Annotated in this window: 11 protein-coding genes and 2 pseudogenes; 3 read left to right on the top strand and 10 right to left on the bottom strand. The window is 57.8% G+C overall.

The features are described 5' to 3' along the window. Window positions 1–29: 29 nt before the first annotated feature. Window positions 30–167: pseudogene (locus ACHPFG_RS16550) on the top strand (DNA adenine methylase); the annotation flags it as partial. Between the two features lie 13 nt (window positions 168–180). Here ACHPFG_RS16550 and ACHPFG_RS16545 read toward each other — a convergent pair. The 4 genes from ACHPFG_RS16545 to ACHPFG_RS16530 form a co-directional block, all read right to left on the bottom strand. Further along, window positions 181–1,833 carry a ShlB/FhaC/HecB family hemolysin secretion/activation protein gene (locus tag ACHPFG_RS16545; RefSeq protein WP_431699831.1) on the bottom strand — a complete coding sequence of 551 codons (1,653 nt, stop codon included), beginning with the start codon at window positions 1,831–1,833 and terminating at the stop codon, window positions 181–183. Between the two features lie 3 nt (window positions 1,834–1,836). Further along, window positions 1,837–7,932 carry a YDG domain-containing protein gene (locus ACHPFG_RS16540; RefSeq protein ID WP_431699830.1) on the bottom strand — a complete coding sequence of 2,032 codons (6,096 nt, stop codon included), beginning with the start codon at window positions 7,930–7,932 and terminating at the stop codon, window positions 1,837–1,839. Between the two features lie 1,161 nt (window positions 7,933–9,093). Beyond that, on the bottom strand, window positions 9,094–9,261 hold the full coding sequence (locus tag ACHPFG_RS16535) for a hypothetical protein (RefSeq protein WP_431699829.1): 168 nt from the start codon (window positions 9,259–9,261) through the stop codon (window positions 9,094–9,096). Window positions 9,262–10,237: 976 nt separating this feature from the next. Next, the gene (locus ACHPFG_RS16530) at window positions 10,238–11,803 is read right to left on the bottom strand and encodes a methyl-accepting chemotaxis protein (protein ID WP_431699828.1); all 1,566 of its coding nucleotides are present in this window, start codon (window positions 11,801–11,803) and stop codon (window positions 10,238–10,240) included. A gap of 159 nt (window positions 11,804–11,962) precedes the next feature. Here ACHPFG_RS16530 and ACHPFG_RS16525 point away from each other — a divergent pair. Beyond that, window positions 11,963–12,265: pseudogene (locus ACHPFG_RS16525) on the top strand (hypothetical protein); the annotation flags it as partial. 11 nt (window positions 12,266–12,276) lie between these two features. Here ACHPFG_RS16525 and ACHPFG_RS16520 read toward each other — a convergent pair. The 6 genes from ACHPFG_RS16520 to ACHPFG_RS16495 all read right to left on the bottom strand — a co-directional run bounded on the left by ACHPFG_RS16520 (window position 12,277) and on the right by ACHPFG_RS16495 (window position 17,757). After that, a complete protein-coding gene (locus ACHPFG_RS16520; RefSeq protein ID WP_431699827.1) occupies window positions 12,277–13,188 on the bottom strand; it encodes a DMT family transporter in 912 nt (303 codons plus the stop codon). Between the two features lie 264 nt (window positions 13,189–13,452). Beyond that, window positions 13,453–14,415 carry a GNAT family N-acetyltransferase gene (locus ACHPFG_RS16515; RefSeq protein ID WP_431699826.1) on the bottom strand — a complete coding sequence of 321 codons (963 nt, stop codon included), beginning with the start codon at window positions 14,413–14,415 and terminating at the stop codon, window positions 13,453–13,455. A 462-nt stretch (window positions 14,416–14,877) separates the two neighbouring features. Next, a complete protein-coding gene (locus ACHPFG_RS16510) occupies window positions 14,878–15,384 on the bottom strand; it encodes a ClbS/DfsB family four-helix bundle protein (protein ID WP_431699825.1) in 507 nt (168 codons plus the stop codon). Window positions 15,385–15,483: 99 nt separating this feature from the next. Next, on the bottom strand, window positions 15,484–15,810 hold the full coding sequence (locus ACHPFG_RS16505; protein WP_431699824.1) for a DUF2388 domain-containing protein: 327 nt from the start codon (window positions 15,808–15,810) through the stop codon (window positions 15,484–15,486). 71 nt (window positions 15,811–15,881) lie between these two features. Then, entirely contained in the window at window positions 15,882–16,469 is a 588-nt protein-coding gene (locus tag ACHPFG_RS16500) for a hypothetical protein (RefSeq protein ID WP_431699823.1), read from the bottom strand. A gap of 49 nt (window positions 16,470–16,518) precedes the next feature. Next, window positions 16,519–17,757, bottom strand: a complete 1,239-nt coding sequence (locus ACHPFG_RS16495; RefSeq protein ID WP_145338632.1) for an MFS transporter — start codon at window positions 17,755–17,757, stop codon at window positions 16,519–16,521. A 155-nt stretch (window positions 17,758–17,912) separates the two neighbouring features. Here ACHPFG_RS16495 and ACHPFG_RS16490 point away from each other — a divergent pair, with 155 nt between their 5' ends. Then, window positions 17,913–18,725 carry a class I SAM-dependent methyltransferase gene (locus ACHPFG_RS16490; RefSeq protein WP_431699822.1) on the top strand — a complete coding sequence of 271 codons (813 nt, stop codon included), beginning with the start codon at window positions 17,913–17,915 and terminating at the stop codon, window positions 18,723–18,725. Window positions 18,726–18,824 lie beyond the last annotated feature (99 nt).

Below are 18,824 nucleotides of genomic sequence, written 5' to 3'. Positions count from 1 at the left end.
GAACACCTACCTTGCAAAGGATTGCAAAGATGACAAACCCAATCGTTCGATGGATGGGCGGCAAGCACCGCATGGCTGACAGCCTGATTCCGCTTTTTCCGCCGCATGAACGCTACGTCGAAGTATTTGCCGGCGGTGCCGCGCTTTACTTTATGCGGCCCCAGGCCCAGTGGCCGATTACTAGAAGAACCTCACCACCTGCGCCCAAACCCGTGGGCTACGCTCGACGTCGCTTTGCGCATCGGCGTTGCCGAGCTTCCACGCGGCTACGGTGTTGATCTGCCAGCCGTACGCGGCCCAGCGTGCGCCGACGCCTGCAGCCGAGAGGCTGCGGTGGTTTTCGCCGTTGCTCCAGGTGTCCTTGTTCAGGCGCACTTCACCGTGGTCGGCGAAGGTGCTGAGTTGCCAGGCATTGGTCAGCGCATAACGCAATTCTAGGTTGGCCAGCCAGCCCTGGTCGCCGGACGCCTCACCCTGCGGGTAAGCACGCACACCGTAGGCACCACCGAGGCTGATTTTCTCAGAGCTGTCCAGGTTGCCGTCGGACCACTGGCCTTGCAGTTGACCATACAGGCTGAAGCGCTCGCTCAGGCGTTGCAGGCGCACCAGGCTTGGATTGAGCTTGTTGAACTGGCCGCGCGTGCCAGCGGTGAGGTCGTCGCTACGTTTGGCTGCCGCGCCGTCGATATTCAGGCTGCCCTGGCTCCAAGCTAGGGCGAAGCTGTTGATGCCCCCGCCGAACAGGGTGTCACGGCTGTTGCCGCTGACAGTAGTTGTGATCATGCGTGAGCGCTTGTCGCTCTTGCTGTCGAACTGGTCGATGTCGTCCTTGAGGCGCTTGTCGTCGAATTGTACTTGCGCATACAGAGAGAAATCGCGGCTGCGTACCAGCGGCTGAATTGCGTACAGGCTCGTGATCCGCGCATTGCCGTGGGCCTTGAGGTCGGCGAAATCCTTGGCTAGCTGGTAGTCCATGTCCGAATAGGCCACGCCCACTTGCGTGGCCCAGGGTCCAATCGGCAACTGGTAGGCGATGCGCCCGTACTGCTGGTCTTCATCCGAACCTATGGCGCGCAGCGACAACCGATCACCCAGGCCCAGCGGGCTGTTGACGTTGAGCGTGCCGCCCAAGCGGTACTCGCCAGTAAAGCGGTTGCCGTAGTTGTCGGCATCCACCGAGCCGGACAGCAGCGGGCCGGGTTGCACGTCCACCAGCAGGTCGGTAGCCCCGACTGATGCACCCGGTTTAAGGGTGGATTTCACCTCCACCCCGGGCGTGTCGGATAGCAACAGCAGGCTGCGCTCCAGTTCGGCGCCGCGCACGGCATCACCGCTCTTGAGCGCCTCAAGTGGCGTTAGTGCTACGTCGGCAACCCGTGAAGTGTTGTTGAGCACGACCTCGCCATAACGGCCTTCCATTACCGCGATCTGCACCACGCCGCCGTCGATTTCCTGCGCCGGAACGTAAGCACGCGCCAGCGGATAACCGCGCTCGCGGTACGCCAGGGTGATGCGGTTGGCAGCTACCTGTAACTGGCCGAGCGTAACCGTGCGGCCTTGCAGGTCGCTGAGCAGGGGTAACAGCTCAGCGCTAGCGATGGCACTGTTGCCTAGCAAAGTAAAACCTCTGACTTGCAGGCTTGGCCCGTTGCCGGTCGCCTCGGTCGAGGGGGCATCTGGCAGGTTAAGCTCCAGGCGCTGCTTGCCTGGCAATTGCAACGGGCGTTGATCGATGTTCTGTTGTGACTGGCCGGCGTCCGGCAAGGTGGCCGCCACCACGGACAGCGACAATAGAGAAACGGCACTGCCGATCGAAGAATAAGCAAATCGCATGAATCAGATTCCTTCTGGCAGACGTATACCGTCGCTAATGACTTGCAGGTTTAAGCCAACATTGAGGGGGTTGGTAACCAGCATGTTCTGGTTCAAGGCTTTAGGCTCATTGTCCTGTTGCTTGGCTGGCGTCAAAACGCTTTGGCCATTCGACGCCAGTACGCTGATATAGGGCTGGCTGCTGGCCGTAATTGGTGTGGCTGGCGTGGTTGCCGCAGGGCTGACCAGCAAGGTGCCGTCCTGGTAGTTGATGTTGTAATTGCTCAAGGCTGCGCCGACCGCGTTGCTGGCGACGATGGCATAGCTGCCGGCTGTAGCAGTGGTGGGTTGGCCCAGGCTGCTGAGGCTGACGGTGCTAATGCTGTCAGCACCCAGCAGGCCACTGGCAGTGTAACCGCTCAAGGCGATGCTTTGCCCGGCAACCTTACTGGCGTCATTGGCGGTGAGGGTCAGCGCGGCCTTGCTGATATCAGCAGTCAACCCCACGGGTTGAACGATTCTGTAGTTGTTGGCATCGGTGCCGCTCAGGGTGTAGCCGCTGACGGTGACGGTTTTGTTCGTGTTTGCATTGGCGTCGGCAAAGCTTCCACTACCGGTGCCTACAACCGAAACAACGTCACTCAGCAGGGCACTCACGCTGGCACTACCGGCAAGCGTGGCGGTGGTCGTGGCATCATAGGTTTTGTTTACGCCGGAAATACCGGATACCACCAGATCGGCCTTGCTGATCGACGCGGTCAGGCCGGTCGGTTGCGTAACGACGTAGTTGCCAGCGTCGGCGCCGCTCAAGCCGTAGCCTGATACCGTCACTGTTTTATTGGTGCCGACATCCTTGGTAGCAAAGCTGCCGGCCCCACTGCCACCCAGTGAAACACTATCGCCATTGACGATTCCGGAGTACGACACATTCGTGGTGTTGAGGGCTGCCGACGTTGTGGCATCGTAGGTTTTATCGGAGGCGGTGATGCCCGTCAGTGTGATCCCCTTGGCATTCACGGCGTAACTGCTTCCGGCCACGCTAGGCGCATTGTAATTGCTGGCCAGGCCGCCGTTGCTGCTGCTGCCCAAGCTCAGGCCCGTGGTGCTGGCGAGTGCCGCACCGCTTTGCACATTTTTGCTGGTCAAATTCGAGGCGTCACCGGCCCCGGTGACGGTGAAGGTTTGGCCGGCCACGCCGGTCGCCGTCAAGGAGCTGCCCGCCACGGAAGTCGTGCCATCGTAGGTTTTGCTGCCGGACACGATGACATCGGCCTTGTTGATGGTGGCGCTCACGCCGGCCGGCTGCACCAGGTTGTAGTTGCTGGCATCGGTGCCGCCCAGCGCATAGCCGGTGACGGTAACGGCCTTGCCAACGCCGGCATTGGCGTCGGCAAAGCTGCCGGTGCCGGTACCCGTGACCGTGACGCTGTCGCTGCCCAGCGCACTAACCGCAGCCGTGCCGCTCAGAGTGGCGCCGGTGGTGGCATCATAGGTCTTGTTGGCAGCGGCGATACCCGATACGGCCAGGCTGGCCTTGCTGATGCTGGCCGTCAGGCCGGTCGGCTGGGTGACCACGTAGTTGCCGGCGTCGGCGCCGGACAGCGTGTAGCCGCTCACCGTCACGGCTTTGTTGACACCGATATCCTTCGTCGCAAAACTGCCCGTGCCGCTGCCGGCCAGCGACACCGAGTCGCCCGAAACCAGGCCCGAGTAGGCAACGCTGGCGGTGTTGAGTGCGGCCGTGGTAGTGGTGTCGTAAATTTTATCGAACGCGCTGATTCCGGTCAGTGTGATCCCCTTGGCCGTCACGACGTAACTGCTTCCGCTGGTGCCAAGCACGTTGTAGTTGCTGTTTAGGCCGCCATTGCTGCTGGTGCCCAGACTGAGGCCGGCGGTGCTGCTGAGCGTGCTACCGGTTTGTACATTCTTACTGGCCAGATTGGAGGCATCACCCGAGCCCGTGACGGTGAAGGTCTGTCCTGCAACTCCGGAGGCCGTCAGCGTGCTGCCTGCCACGGTAGTGCTGCCGTCATAGACCTTGCTGCCGCTCAAGGTTGCGTTGGCCTTATTGATGGTGGCCGTCACGCTGGTCGGCTGTACCACGTTGTAGTTGTTGGCATCGGTGCCGCTCAGCGTGTAGCCGGTTACGGTAATGTTCTTACCGATACCCGCATTGGCGTCGGCAAAGCTGCCACTACCGGTGCCGACAACCGAAACGACATCACTCTGCAGAGCACTTACGCTAGCACTACCGCTGAGTGTGGCGGTGTTCGTGGCATCGTAAGTTTTATTAACACCGGAAACCCCGGACACCACCAGATCAGCCTTGCTGATCGACGCGGTCAGGCCGGTCGGTTGCGTAACAACGTAGTTACCGGCATCGGCGCCGCTCAAACTGTAACCAGACACGGTGACCGATTTATTGATGCCTACGCCCTTGGTCGCAAAGCTACCGGTACCGCTGCCGCCCAGAGAAACATCATCGCCGTTGACTATTCCGGAGTACGACACATTCGTGGTGTTGAGGGCTGCCGACGTTGTGGCATCGTAGGTTTTATCGGAGGCGGTGATGCCCGCCAGTGTGATCCCCTTGGCCGTCACGGCGTAACTGCTTCCGCTGGTGCCAAGCACGTTGTAGTTGCTGTTTAGGCCGCCATTGCTGCTGGTGCCCAGACTGAGGCCGGCGGTGCTGCTGAGCGTGCTGCCGGTTTGTACATTCTTACTGGCCAGATTGGTGGCATCACCCGAGCCCGTGATGGTGAAGGTCTGTCCAGCCACACCAGTAGCTGTCAGTGTGCTGCTCGCCACAGAGGTGGTGCCGTCATAGACCTTGGTGCCACTCAAGGTCACGTCGGCCTTGTTGATGCTGGCGGTTACACCAGTCGGTTGCACGAGGTTGTAGTTTCCGGCATCGCTTCCGCTCAGCGCATAGCCGGTGACCGTGACGGCTTTGCCCGTATTGGCATTGGCGTCGGCAAAGCTGCCTAAGCCTGTGCCGGCAACCGTGACGCTGTCGCTGCCCAGCGCGCTGACCGCCGCCGTGCCGCTAAGGGTGGCACCGGTGGTGGCGTCATAAGTTTTATTGAGGGCGACGATACCCGACACCGCCAGGCTGGCCTTGCTGATGCTGGCCGTCAGGCCGGTCGGCTGGGTGACCACGTAGTTGCCGGCGTCGGCGCCCAACAGCGTGTAGCCGCTCACCGTCACAGCCTTGTTGACACCGACGTTCTTCGTCGCAAAACTGCCCGCGCCGCTGCCGGCCAGCGAGACCGAGTCGCCCGAAACCAGGCCCGAGTAGCCAACGCTGGCAGTGTTGAGCGCGGCCGTGGTGGTGGCGTCGTAGGTTTTATCGACTGCGCTGATGCCGGTCAACGTAATGCCTTTGGTAGTCACGGCATAGCTGCTGCCAATAGCGCCGAGCGCATTGTAATTGCTGGCCAAGCCACCGTTGCTGCTGCCGCCCAGGCTCAGGCCCGTGGTGCTGGCGAGCGCCGTACCGCCTTGCACATTCTTGCTGGTCAAATTCGAGGCATCACCGGCCCCAGTGACGCTGAAGGTCTGGCCGGCCACGCCGGTGGCCGTCAAGGTGCTGCCTGTCACGGACGTCGTGCCATCGTAGGTTTTTGTTCCCGCCAAGGTAAGATCGGCCTTATTGATGGTGGCGGTCAGGCCGGTCGGCTGGGCGACCACGTAGTTGGTGGCGTCGGTGCCGCTCAGCGTAAAACCGGTGAAGGTAACGGCTTTGCCAACGCCGGCATTGACATCGGCAAAGGTGGCGGTGCCGGTACCGAGTGTGACGCTGTCGCCGCTGACGATACTGGCGGCGGCACTGGCACTGCCGGACAGGGTGGCCGATGTGGTGCCATCATAGGTTTTGCTGTTGGCAGTCACGCCAGAGAGGTTGATGGTTTTGGCCGAGATCGAGGCGGTCTTGCTGTCGAGACCGCTGATGAAGTACTTGTTGCTGTTATAGCTGATGACCGTGGCGCCATCGCTGGCGGTGCTGGTGACGGCACCGGTGCCAGTAGCGGTAACGCCGGTGATGGTGACGGTTTTGTTGACGCCGGCACTCTTGTCGGCAAAGGTGCCCAGCGCACTGGCGGTATTGAGCGTCAATCCGGTCGGCAGGGCCACTACGGAAGTCAACCCTGACACGGACGTTGTCGCGGAGCCATCGTAAATCTTCGAGGCTGCCGTGCCGCTCACATTGATGGCCATATAGGCCGTCAACTGACTGGGGTCACTAGCCATATAATCGCCATAGGGCGTCGGAGTGTTATAGCTGCTCGGATTGTAATAGATGGAGATGGTGCTTGCGATATCATTCAAATAAAGGGTGTTTAGGTGGGGACCTTCAAAATTGACCGTGCCTGTCCCTGTGGCGGTATTGTCTGCCCTGAGCACGACATTGCCGGAAGCGTAAGAGAAGATGCCACCATCAAACGTATCGCCGGTGGTTGGGTTGCCTGCATATTTCACATTATTAGATGTTTTGAAATCAATGTTACGGTAGGCACTCAGCGTGAGCGTTTTGTTACCGGTGTCCCAATTGATGCCTACATTGCCGTTGTCATAGTCAGTCGTGTTGCCGATCAAATCGAGCACGATGATATCGCCATTACCGGACGCTCCCGTACACGACGTACCCGTGCAACTGGCCGAAGATCCGGTGGTCTTGATGGTCACGTTGCCATGATTGAGCGCAGCCGACAAAGCCCGCGAGTCGACATTGATAGCGTAGGAAACACTATTCAAACCGCTATTAAAGACACTTTTATTACCTATCGTAATATCATCGGGGTCCAGCAGCCAGTCGCCTGACACTCCATGGGGCGCTGCTGTATTGACAGCCGCGCTGGCGTTGATGTTCAAGCTCTTGCCGGAAGTTTCCACTTGGCCGCCGTTGCCTGAAGTGCTGCCGCCGCGTGCCGTGATGCTGCCGTTGAACTGCGTGGCGCCATCCGACCAGACCGCCACACTCCCGCCCTTGCCGGCGGTGATGGCATCGGCCTTGATGGAGGCGCCAGCCTCGACTGTGGTTGTCTTGGCATTTTGTTCGGGGCCGGCGCCGAGGAAATTGCCACCGATCAGCGCGGTGCCCCCCCTAGCATCGCCGGAAACGTCAATGGCGCTGGTGGCCAGCAGCTTGACCGCGCCACCCAGCACTTTCACGGTGCCGCCGGTTTCGCCGCTGCTGACACCGGAGGCATTGAGCATGCCGCTGTTCGTGACGGTGTTCGTAGCACCCGCTTCCAGGACAATCTTGCCGTTCTTCTCGCCGAGGGTTTGCGCCTCAATCACGCCGGTGTTGTTTACCACGGTTTTGACTAGGGCGTCGCCGGCGCTTGCGGTAAGCAGCACCTGGCCGCCATCGGCTTTGATCAGTTTATGGTTTTCCACCAAAGCATCGACCACCACCTCATCGACCTGCACTTTAAGCAGGCCATCACCTGCAAAATCCAGGGTGACCGCATTGCCAGCGGCCAGGGCCACGGTGCCCTGGTTGGCGACGATTACGCCGTTGTTGCTCACCGTACCGCCCAGCAGGGCAACGCTACCGCCATCAGTTGCAGTGATTTGGCCGCTGTTGATGACGTTGGCGTTGCTGCCATCGCCCTTGAACCTGTAGTTGCCAGCTGCGAAATCGCTGTCGCTGATGTTCAGCGTGGAGGCAACCAGGCCGCCGACATTAACCTGCGAACCGGCACCGAACAGCACCCCGTTGGGGTTGATCAGGAACACCCGGCCATTGGCATTGAGCTGGCCCATGATCTTGGAACCGTCGGCACCGAGTACACGGTTCAGTGCAATAGAGTCGCTGCCAGGTTGGTTGAAGGTTACCTTGTGGCCGGCGGCTATATCGAAGCTCTGCCACTCGATGGCGAGTTTGTTGCTGGCTTGGTTGATGACCATCTGGTTGGCGCTTGGCGTATTGATCTGGCCGCTGCCAGCCACCACGATGCCACCCGCTGGCAGATCGGCGGCTATAGCTGCGGCCGGCAGCAGCAGCGTTGCCGCTAGTACGGCACCTGCGCCCTTGCCGCGCCGACGGGCGCGTTCATCCGTAACGTTCCAGGTGGCGAGGCTTGGGTTCCAGACAAGGGCATAGGTGCGGTTCATGGTTAATCCCTTTAACGATAAATACCGACCGGTTTTTCGATGCGCAGGGCGACAAGGGGAACCGGAAATTTAGCTCGCGGGCCGATGCTGATCTGCAGGCCTGGCAAGATGAGTGATTAAACATGAAAGTGTTGGCAATTCGCTACTACTGGAATTAGGTTATTTCACCGGTTTTCGAGTGAAGCGATTGCTAGCTGTAGCGGGAAATGCCGGGTGCACGATTCCAGTCCGCTTCTGAGTACGTCTCGCGTTCAAAACGGTTTTACATAGCCTCGGCCGAAAGCGGTCATGATGTGTCTCGTGTCTTTGGCTTTCTGATGGATTGTGTTCGGTCGGCAGGAGGTCAGGGAAGGGTTATGCAGTTTCGGCATGGGCTGAAATTTGCCCGCTGGGACCAATCTTGGGACCAACGGGTGAATTTCGGTGGTTTATCGTTGATTGCTCATGACGACTTGACCCAGTAAACACTGATCAGCAGTAATCATCAGAATGCGTTTCATACCGCATGGTGATGTTAGCTGTGGAGATCAATTACTTTACCTATCAATGGGTTGCGAGCGTGGCGGCAGGAGCCTTCAGGCATGCATCAACAGCGACATCAAGGCGCGAAACCCGGTCGCTGAGCAAAAAATGGGGGATGTGTGTTGGAATTTGGCGCGCATTGTCGCATATGTGAGGCGACAGTTGTATGGCGGCCGACGAGGGATATTCAGCGCTCTGAATGTGGCAAGCCATTGCGGGTGCAGGTCGGATGCCTGCTTGACGTACTCCGAGTTCGTTGGCGGCGGGAAAATGGAAGGTGTTTCCAGCACCTGACCTTTGTTTTTTTCGCGCGCTCAGCTGCTTTCCCTGGCGAATAGAGGGCTTTGCAGGGGGCTATCATTCAACAAAACGAAGCGCTCAATAAATCGTATTGGGCCAGTGATAGTGCTCGTACATCTTCGCTATCTGGTCTGCTTATTCCAGCGTGAAGGGTCAACCTCCTTTTTGTTGCTCTTGGGTAGGGGAGCGTTTCACTGCGCCGGCTGCCGTTCCACATAAACCGGATGCGGATCGATCCGTCGTTGAGTTGTTCTGCTGCTGACATGTGTGGTCCTGGCCGCGCGGGGCGGCGGAGAGTAGCCCACCGGTTTCCGGCAGGCTTATTCAGAGGGGAAAGGGCTACATCAAGGAGGCAACATATGCCCCTGCGGTTTGCTGCCGCATACCCTGTCGCGTTTTAAGATTGATGAAGCCCAGCCGAAGCAATGGCGCGCCGGTGATGACCAGTTTTGTGACTGTCGAGCGCTCGACCTTTAGCGGCGCGGCGATGTGGTTTTCTGTAGGCATGAGGAGTCTTTGCCGGGCCATGCCCGGCGGTGGAGTAGATTGATTTGAACTGCTGATTCCATCAGGTGCCGAAACAGCTACCACCCAGAGGACATAGCGATGACTAAAGAAAAGAAGAAAGAGCCCGAGCAGGAAACCCCGGCGCACTCCACCGAGCAAGAGCGCGAACGCTTGAAGGACTTCAACAAGGACGGAATTCCGCCTGGTTCAAGCTGATCGTCAAGCAGCGCGTGCTTGTCGCTGTTCTGTTCGCCATGCCGTCCTGACCTGGGCCATTCCTCAGGTTGCCGGTGCCGAGGGCAAGCGCTCCGCTGCGGTGCTGCCGGCTGCTTGTTACGACATCACCAATTGGGATAATGAGGGCAAGCTGGAGTCGACCCGGTACCGTTGGCGCTCAGGGATCCGCAAGACATTGGATGACCCAGTGAACGAGGCGCTCACTGCCGCTCAGGAACTGCTCGACGCAGAGGGATTAATCGAAGGCCGCGCGGCGTAGCAAAGAGCCGTTGCAACGAGTGAGAAAGTGAGAGAAGGATTTATCCATCCTGTCAATCTTGCGCATAAGGGATTGATATTAGAGAGCCTCGTCACTGGACGGTTTTTTTTCGTCCGCTCGTCGAGGCAGAAGCACTTTCTGTCTAATTAATCCCTCCCAGTTATACGCGCAACCCCGCGCTACAGACAGGAGATGATTTATGGTGGATGACAATAATGGTCCTGCAGCGGCATATCCGGGACCAAAAGAGGAAGTGCCTGAGACGGGCGAAGGTCATGACTCCGGTCTTGAGCAAGCTGAGTCCGAGCCCAAGCAGGGTACTGGTGAGAGTCCAGAGGATTGGAATCCGCCGCCTGGAAACCCAGGATCGGATCAGGACGCTCAGAATGATCGCAGCAACGGCGGCGCTAAGTAGTCTTCAGCGGTTAAAAGTTAAAACACAGAGCCCGGCCATCGGCGGGGCTCTGTGTGTCCGATTAGCTACAGGCGAAATTGGTTAACCATTCGGTTCAGTTCAGCCGCCAGCTTCGACAGTTCCGAACTGGCTAACGCGGTCTGGTTTGATCCTTCAGAGGCCTGGCTCGACAAATCGCGGATACTGACCAGGCTTCGATCCACTTCCCGGGCTACTTGAGCTTGCTCCTCGGATGCTGTGGCAATCAGCACGTTGCGTTCCGTGATGTTGTCAATGGTTTCGGTAATTTCCACCAATGCCGAGCCAGCACCACGCGCTGTGTCGAGTGTTGTTTGTGCTTGGATGTTGGTATTGCTCATTGCAGAAACGGCGGCTCCAGTGCCTTTCTGGATGGACGTGATCATCTGTTCGATCTCGCTGGTTGAAGTTTGCGTTCTATGCGCGAGCGCTCGGACTTCATCGGCTACCACTGCGAATCCGCGGCCTGCTTCTCCTGCCCGGGCGGCTTCGATTGCAGCGTTGAGTGCAAGCAAATTCGTCTGTTCGGCGATGGCCCTGATGACGTCTAGCACCTTACTGATGTCGGTAGCCATCACCGCGAGACCTTGAACCTCATTGGATGCGTCTCCCACGCTTGAGACCATCAGGCTAATCGCTTCGACGGTTTCATCCACTCGTGCGCGGCCGGCAATAGCCGCCGAATTGGAGTGTGTAGCGGCCTCAGATGCCGCAGAGGCATTTCGGGCGACTTCTTCAACTGCAGCGCTCATCTCGGTAACAGCCGTAGCGGCCATTTCTACCTCGTGGCTCTGTTGCTGCATGCCGGTATTCGCGTTTTCGGTTACGGCATGCATTTCCTCGGATGTTGATGCCAGCTGGTTGGATGAGTCGGATATCGACAGAAGCGTGGTTCGCAAGTTGGCCTGCATCGCTTTCAAAGCATGCATCAGCCGCGCTACTTCGTCGGTGCCTTGCACATCGATCACTTCGCTAAGGTCGTTTTTCGCGATCCGCTCAGCGATGGCCAATGATCGATTCACTGGGGTGGTGAGGCTTCGGGTGTACATCAAAGCAAGGACGATCGCAGCCAGCGTACTCACCAAAATGAAACCGCCGACGATCAGTTTGCTTTGTTCATAAATACGCGTTGCATCTCTGCCAGCATTCATTGCTTTATTGTTATTGAGTTCGGTCAGGTTCTGGAGAACGGTGTTTACGCCATCCGCCCCAAACTTCATTACCTCGCTGGACAGCTTGACTGCATCCTCGAATTTCCCGGCACCTGTAAGGGCCAAATATTGATCCTGAACGACCTCATACGTGCTGTAACCTTTCGCCAACTCCTCGATAAGCTGTTTGCCTTTAGCCGTTACGATGAGCGGTTGGAGTTTCTGAATAAGATCCTTAAAACTTCCGCGCGATGTTTGGACCTCTACAAGCGCTTGAGCTCTGCGCTCGGCAGGCTCAATAGGGTTACGCAATCTCGAATTATTATTTCGAATGCTTAAAAACTCGCGGTCCATCTTGGCGAGTATCGAAATGCTGGGCACCACGTTGTTTTCTACAAACTTTTCAGCGTCGTTCAAGCTTGATGCCTGGATGAGAGCTACCACTCCCAACCCAATAATCATCGAGCAAAAAAACCAAAGCTAAGTGCGGAGCGTGGGGCGATATTGAGTTTGCGCAGAATCATACTGATACCTCTTCATGATCCCATTCTATCGGCAGCAAACTGAGCAGCAGCCCGTTCATCGCTGCTACGCATTCTATTGCTACGAGTACGAAGGCATTTGCACCTGTTTCTAGCGTCTGCATATGCAGACGCTTTTCTTTGCCGGTTCCTTTCGAAGGACCCGACCGACCGAGCCATGAACAGCGCCGATATCGGCACGTTGAAGCGCCTAAACGAACTGCTGAACCAGGAACGCGCAGCCAGTAAAGAGGCCGAGTCCCGCGCCGGTCAGTTCGCCAAGGAACGCAACGACCTTGCCGCCGCAGTCGGCCGCATGGAAGGAAAAATCGAAGCCCTCACCAGTCAGGTGGGCCGGCTCACCGAGCGCGTCACAGAGCAGAGCGAAGAGATTCACCGCCTGTTGTTGTTGGATCAATCCGAAGCTGTTGAGGGTTCTTGCTTCGGCTTGCTCTTGCTGAGAACGAACCACACAGCTAAACAGATGAGCCCGCCGCCGTACAAATGCGCGGCCGAAAGATGTTCATCAAGGAACATCACACCCCACAGCACGCCGAAGGGAGGGATTAGGAAGGTCACGGTCAGCGAACGCACCGGCCCGATATCCGCGATCAAGCGGAAGTACAGAATGTACGCACACGCAGTGCAGATGAAACCCAGCGCAACCAGTGCTATCCAGACCTCTGGGTTACCCCAGCTCGCCGGTGGGTTTATTGCGGTTGAGATTCCGAAAAACGGAACGAGAAACAGCGTCGCGCCAATCTGACTACCAAAAGCTACGAGTTTCGCGTCAAGCCCACCCTTGTCAGCTACCCATCGTTTAGTCAGAAATCCTGCTGCACCGTAGCAACTGGTGGCGACTAAACATGCCAACGCGCCCATGACCACGTTCATTGAAAGTGTGACGGGGCCGGTGCTGGTCAGCAACGTAATGCCCATAAGCCCGATCAAAACGCCGACACCTTTTTTCAGTGTCAACGAATCGCTGAAACACATCCAACCGATCAAGACGCCCATCATCGGTGTGGTCGCATTGAAAATTGCTGAATAGCCGGCAGGTAACAGCAGTGCCGCCACGCTATACATCAAAAATGGGATGCCCGAATTGATAACGCCCAAGACCATGATCTGCTGCAGCTTGCCTTTGAAGTCGACTTTGGTTTTTAAAATGGCAAGAATGACGGCCAAGCCAATAGCACCCAACAACACGCGAAAAAATGCAGTCGGCAATGCGCCCAAAACAGGAGCCGAGATGCGCATGAAGAGGAAGCTGGCGCCCCAGATCGCCGCCAGAGCAAGTAGTCGAACATAATCGGATAATTTCATGGGCTGCCTTCAGCGCTGTTCGTTAACTCAAAAATGACTCGAGAATTGCATAGCTAATGCCGCGCAATCCAAGAATTTATTGGAGTGTTTAAGGGGAAAAGGCCAGCTATACGGAAGCCATGGTGGACTTCTCTAAGTTTGGAGTCTCATCGTAAGAATCTTCGAAATGTGCTCGCACTCCGATTCTTGCTGCCGAAAATGTATGTGCGTTTGGGCATCACGCCTTTCGGCGTCTGATGGATGAGTACTGAGCCAAAGGCGCAGTTATAGGTGGAAATCGCCCGCAGCCTCCGGCTGGTAAAGCACTTTCTTGATCTCAATCCGGCGGGTCCGATCAGAAATTCGCCAGTCGATGGCATCTCCCTCCTGATAGCCAAGGATGGCGGCGCCTATATCAGAAGACACGGAATGCTTCCCTGCATTGCTGTCCGCGTCTTCAGGGTAGACCAACGCCACTTCGAGCTCTTCGTCGTCCAGTTGCAGCAAAGCCCTAGAGTTCATCGTGATGACATTGCACGCCACCTGCTGCGGCTTGACGACAATGGCTCGTTCAAGCTCATGTTCGAGCTCAACAACCGCCGAGCCTTGCTCGAACGCGATTAGACCGTAGAGCCTGGCCTTGTCGATTTCAGTGATGTAGATCCTACTGGAGTCGCCACCGGCTCCTTCGCGTAAGAACTGGAGATAGCGTTCCTCCGTCATGGAAAATGACTTCAATGTCGGCGTTTCGCTCTCAAGCATAAAGCCGCTGCGCAAAAAGGCTTTTAGCGAGCGCGAGTTGTCCGGGTGAATCTTGGCGATGAGCTTCTCGGCCCGCATGTCGAGGAAAGCCAGTTTCATGCCTTCGCGGATCGTGCGGGCGCCTAGGTTTCGGCCCCATTTGTCGCTGTCTCCGATGACCAGGACTATCTCGCAATTTGAGCCGGTCTTGACCAGACGGACAAAGCCCACCGGGGCGTCATGCCGGTCATAGGCCATAAAGAATCTGCCGCCCCGGTTGAATAGATGGGTCAGGATCGGCAACTGAGTTCGATCAATGGCTTGCTCGATGGAGCGGGAGACATGACGCGAATCGCTCAGGTAGCAGGTGACGCGTTCATCCTCTAACCAATTCATTAATGTCAGCGCATGCGCCCGAGTAATTTCAGGGCAGAGCGAAATGAAAGGCCTGTTCATCTTAACCACGCTTATTTGTAAAGGATGGAAGGCCTTCATGGATATGAACATGGCGGCTCTTCGGCAACCGGGCATTTTAAGATATACCGCGTGTAATGGCGAACATCCTAGAGAGTTTGAAGAAACCATCGTTTTGCCGAGCCCATGCCCAAACCAGTCAAGCGCTCAAGCCTCGATGAAGCCGACTACATTCGGAATGATCAGCGCTGTATCGTTCTGTCCCTCTCTTCCGTAATGCAGTGGATGCTGAACGGCACCACCCATAGCGAGATGCCTATTTTGGGTGGCAACTTCATACCAACTGGCGTTCTGATCGCCGCATAAAGTCGACGCTGCTTTGCAGGTCGGATGCCTGCTTGACGTACTCCGAGCTCGTTGGCGGCGGGAAAATGGAAGGTGTTTCCAGAACGTTGCCTTCGCTTTTTCCGGCGATCCGTGTGTTTCCTGGCGAATCTCAACGTGTGCGGGGCGGGATCGTTGATTTTATAGCGCTGAACAACCGCGGCTGCATTTTCAGCCTTGCACCTTCAGCCACGCACGAATGCGCGTTCGGGCATTGGCGTAAGGAGACGAAGTATTGAACTGAATCATGCGGCCCTTGGGCCATTTTCCGTACCAGGCGCTGCCATAGAGTTCATCCTCTGACCTTGCCGTGATCGTCGCCGCGAGCCGTGTTTTTGCTTCTACCAGACGGGCAATCAGTTCTTGCCATTCGAGTGCGTTGTGATCTGCATAAAACTTCTGCGCCAGCAGGCCGAGCTGGTTCCATTTGAAGCCGATCTCAGGAAACTCAACCGGTTCACCCCGGTCGTCGCGGTCCAGCCATTTCAGTACCAACTCGTTCCATCCAATCAGGTAGGCCACCAGATCGGCCGGACTCATGGTGGTACCGTCGACATGACCCTTCAGTGTGGCTTCACGCGCACGATCAGGCGCAACCTTGGCCAGATCGCTCATCAGCGTGTTGAAGGTCGTCGTAATGGCCGCAAGCAATTCTGCCTTGGAGGCTGGAACAGCCATGAGTTCCTCCTTCTATCTGCTCTTACGACTGGCACGGAGGGTATGGAAAACTCAGGTTTCCCGAAGCGTTGAGATCAGTCTCGACGAGGCCCCCCGCGCTCAGTAAGTGGTTGCGATCGCCTGCGCGAGCTGCATGTCGGTCATGGGACGCGTGTGAGGGGCCGAGCGGTAGTGTAGAGATGCCTGCTCAAACTGAGCGCCGCGAATTTCGCCCTCGGAGCCAATGAATGCAAGGGCATCATCCTTCGCTTTTTTCATTATTGAGGGCGAGTAGACCGTAAATGCCGTGGTCCCGCCGAGGATAATGGTCGGGAACAGGGTGGTGGCGCTCAGCGCTCTCTCGACCGGATTCTCCACATACCATGCCATAGCGTTGGTGCTGATCGATGCCATGAGGGCGATTGTCAGCGTCTTCCAGGAATTCACTCTTCGATGCTTCCATTGCGTTCGAAGGACGCACGATAACAGAGTCGGCTGAGCGCCAGAAACTCGGCCCGTCAGCAATTAAACACAGGCGCATAACGCTCTTCGCGTTTCTTGAAATGAATCGGGGCCATAGGGACTTTTTCACCGTTGACGAATATGTCCGGGAAGGTGAGCGTGAAATCATCCATATCGCCTTGACCCAACGCTGTTCCTTTGAACCCGTCGTGGAATGTTTTCCTGGGGTCGAAACCAGTTTTGAGTTGTTCAATGGTGACAGGATAACTTTGCCCATTAGCCAGCGTGACCGTGACAACGGGCGATGCCGCGCTGACCCAAAGCGCCGGGTCGGGCTGTTTGACGGCTGCTGTGCGCTGCACCGAGGTAATAGATGGGTAGAGCCGCCCAAACAGGCGCAGTTCAGCTGCGGTTGAGCGCTGGTTGCCCGGCCAACTGGAGGTGCCGGGTGGCGCCACATAGACCAGCACATGAACCCAGTTGAGTGCTTCTGACAGCGGGGCATAGCTCATCGCCGCTTTCGGGCCGGGGCAGGTGCGCGAAAGCAGGGCGTTGCTGCCCACCGTCGACTCCGGATGCAGATAGGGCCCCGTGCTGCATCCTGCAAGCAGAAGCAATAGCGGATACAGGATGTTTTTCTTCATAGGGGCAACTCCATTTGCTGTTTGGGTTCGGCGCACAGTATCGCTTATATCAGGCGGCAGATGCGTGGGGCGCGAAGATGGGCTTCGCCAGCGTCTCCGGCATCGCCAGCCATAACAGCGCCAACGCGACGAAAGCCACACCGGCCAGGGTGAGGAATGCTGCGTTGTAGCCCGCCTGTTGCACCACGAACCCGGCCAAGCTGCTGCTCAGTGCCGCGCCCAGGCCAAATACCGTGGACAGCGCGCCCAGGCTGACGTTGAAACGCCCGGTGCCCTGGGTCAAGTCCTTGACGATCACCGGGAACAGCGCTCCGAAAATCCCCGCGCCGATACCGTCGAGCATTTGCACAGCCACCAGCCAATAGGGATCGCTGGACAGGGTATAGAGCACACCACGCAGCGGCAGAATCATGAAGCCGAACAGCAGCAGCGGTTTGCGCCCCCACACGTCGGCCTTGCTGCCCACCAGCCAGGCCATCGGCACCATCACCAATTGTGCGGCGACAATACACGCCGAGGTCAGCGGTGTGGCCATCTGCAGGTTGATCTGCGAGAGCTTCTGGCTGACCAGCGGCAGCATGGCTGCATTGGCCAAATGGAACAGGGCGCAGCAGATGGCGAACAGCAACAGCGGGCGGTTCGCCAGCAGCACCTTAAGCCCGGACGGCTGCTCGTGATCGGCCGCGTGGGCGGGGTCGAAGCCTCGGGCAACCTCATGGTCGATAGCCTTGGCCGAGACACAACTGACCGCGACGACACTGGCCACCGCCATAAAGGCCATCAAGTAGAACACCACAACGGGCCCAAACAGATACGCCAGGCCACCGGCGAGCAGTGCAGCCACAGCGTTGCCGGCATGGTTGAAGGTTTCATTGCGCCCGGTGCGGCGGGTAAAGGCACGTGGTCCGGTAATGCCCAGGGAAATCGCGGAGATGGCTGGAGCGAACACCGAGGCGGCGACGGCGCTGGCCGCCTGGGTCAAGGCCACGAGGCTGAATGAACTGACGAAGGGCAGCAGCAGGCAACTGCCCGTCACCAGCAGGGCGGCAATGGCAATCACTGCGCGTTTGCTGTGCGTGCGGTCGATCAGTGCGCCCGCCGGGCCCTGGGTGATCAGTGCGGCGATACCCGCCAGGGTCATGACCACGCCGATACTGGCGGGGTCCCACTTGTGAACCGCCAGCAGGTAGATGGCCAGGTACGGGCCAAGGCCGTCGCGCACATCCGCCAGGAAAAAATTCAGGCTGTCCAGGGACAGGGTATTACGCAGGTCGGAGGCTCTGGCCATGGCGCAGTCTTCGGAAGGGGCGTTCAACGGCTGAACACTCGATGGGCTAATGACCTGTGCGCTCCACATTAAGTTTCGCCCGCTCCCCCGGGGTTTTAATCCTTGCCCACTTGGCTTATTTTCTGATCCCCCCTGTAAGAATATCTGGAGACGCAATGGACATGCCCTCAGCTCAACAAGCGATTGCCTGCAACAAGGACGCCTGGGACCAATCCGCCGACCTGCACAAAACCACCGAGACCTGGAGCGCACTGCTTGGCGGGGTCCGCGACCCTGATTTTTCGTGCCTGGACTCCACCCTTACCGGGCTGTTGCAAGACATCGGCGTTGCCGGCAAAGAGGTGGTGCAGGTGTGCTGCAATAACGGTCGCGAAAGCCTGTCGCTGTTTGGCCTGGGCGCGCGCTCGGTCGTCGGTGTGGATCAATCCCGGGCGTTCCTGCAGCAGGCCCGCGAGCTTGCCGACGTTTCGCCCCATAACCCGGAGTTCATCGAAAGCGATATCCACCAGCTGCCTTCCCGCCTGCACGAGCGCTTTGACATCGCCTTGGTGACCATCGGCGTGCTGGGCTGGATGCCGGATGTGGCACTGTTCATGCGCCATGTTGCCAGGACCTTGAAACCCGGTGGCACGCTGGTGATGTATGAAACCCACCCGTTTCTGGAAATGTTCGACCCGCGCGCGCCAGACCCGCTCTTGCCGGCCAGTTCGTACTTCCAGCGTGAGCCTTTTGTGCTGCAGGAGTCGATTATCTATGAGGGGCTGGGCGAAGTGGCGGGGCCGACCTCCTATTGGTATGTGCACACTCTGGGAGATGTAGTAAGCGCGGCGATTTGCGCTGACTTGCAGATCAACCACTTGCAGGAGTATGCCCATTCCAACCGCGAAGAACTGTACGACCAGTACGAGCACCAGCCTGCTCAACTGCCCTTGTGCTTTACGCTGGCCGCCACCAAACCGTGCGTCTGAGTGGAATTTTGCACGCAAAAAAGGCCCGCCAGGGCAGGCGGGCCAAAGGATTCACTGGAGTAGATAGGTCTCACCCTATAGAGCTGAAAGTAAAGGTAT

It is taken from the genome of Pseudomonas sp. BR20, assembly GCF_050780135.1.
Lineage (GTDB): Bacteria > Pseudomonadota > Gammaproteobacteria > Pseudomonadales > Pseudomonadaceae > Aquipseudomonas.
The sequence above is the reverse complement of the archived record's forward strand: the minus strand, read 5'-3'. Positions and strand labels throughout refer to the sequence as shown.

Excerpts from the sequence above, each read along its gene's own strand:
- ACHPFG_RS16545 (WP_431699831.1), bottom strand. The coding sequence starts at position 1,833 with ATGCGATTTGCTTATTCTTCGATCGGCAGTGCCGTTTCTCTATTGTCG.
- ACHPFG_RS16540 (WP_431699830.1), bottom strand. The coding sequence starts at position 7,932 with ATGAACCGCACCTATGCCCTTGTCTGGAACCCAAGCCTCGCCACCTGG.
- ACHPFG_RS16535 (WP_431699829.1), bottom strand. The coding sequence starts at position 9,261 with ATGCCTACAGAAAACCACATCGCCGCGCCGCTAAAGGTCGAGCGCTCG.
- ACHPFG_RS16530 (WP_431699828.1), bottom strand. The coding sequence starts at position 11,803 with ATGATTATTGGGTTGGGAGTGGTAGCTCTCATCCAGGCATCAAGCTTG.
- ACHPFG_RS16520 (WP_431699827.1), bottom strand. The coding sequence starts at position 13,188 with ATGAAATTATCCGATTATGTTCGACTACTTGCTCTGGCGGCGATCTGG.
- ACHPFG_RS16515 (WP_431699826.1), bottom strand. The coding sequence starts at position 14,415 with ATGTTCATATCCATGAAGGCCTTCCATCCTTTACAAATAAGCGTGGTT.
- ACHPFG_RS16510 (WP_431699825.1), bottom strand. The coding sequence starts at position 15,384 with ATGGCTGTTCCAGCCTCCAAGGCAGAATTGCTTGCGGCCATTACGACG.
- ACHPFG_RS16500 (WP_431699823.1), bottom strand. The coding sequence starts at position 16,469 with ATGAAGAAAAACATCCTGTATCCGCTATTGCTTCTGCTTGCAGGATGC.
- ACHPFG_RS16495 (WP_145338632.1), bottom strand. The coding sequence starts at position 17,757 with ATGGCCAGAGCCTCCGACCTGCGTAATACCCTGTCCCTGGACAGCCTG.
- ACHPFG_RS16490 (WP_431699822.1), top strand. The coding sequence starts at position 17,913 with ATGGACATGCCCTCAGCTCAACAAGCGATTGCCTGCAACAAGGACGCC.